1 protein-coding gene is annotated in these 400 nt (G+C 69.0%); it reads right to left on the reverse strand.

Annotated elements, in window-relative coordinates; translation table 11 throughout:
• Positions 1-137: 137 nt before the first annotated feature.
• The coding region (locus FOI68_RS23725; RefSeq protein ID WP_185974040.1) for a hypothetical protein at positions 138-400 on the reverse strand (263 nt) is incomplete at its 5' end.

The raw sequence follows: 400 nt of genomic DNA on the forward strand, positions 1-400 counted from the left end.
TTCCCACAGCCGTCATCGCCCCCCAATCGTCATCGCCCAACCTCACCTCGTCACCCGCGGGCTTGACCCGCGGGTCCACGCTTAAACCGCGAAGCAAAGTGTGGATGGCCGGGTCAAGCCCGGCCATGACGAGAAAACTACGGCGCCCCGTGCTGCAGGCTCTTGCTGAGCCAGTCGATCAGCTGCAGCAGCGGCGCGACGCCGGCCAGCGCCCCGGCGAATGACACGTAGCCGACGCTGGTGGTGAGCCCGTAGATCTCCGGCAGCTTGGCGATGCCGACGCGCTGGCGCAGCAACGTCTTGCCGTCGAACACCACCGCGCCGAGCACCGCCAGGAACAGGAACAGCGGCAGCGCCCGCGACAGGCTCTGCAGGTTGTGGGCGCCGTCGCGCGCCGCGG

Origin of the sequence: Brevibacillus sp. LEMMJ03 (assembly GCF_007197875.1) — a bacterium.
Taxonomy (GTDB): domain Bacteria; phylum Bacillota; class Bacilli; order Brevibacillales; family Brevibacillaceae; genus Brevibacillus; species Brevibacillus thermoruber.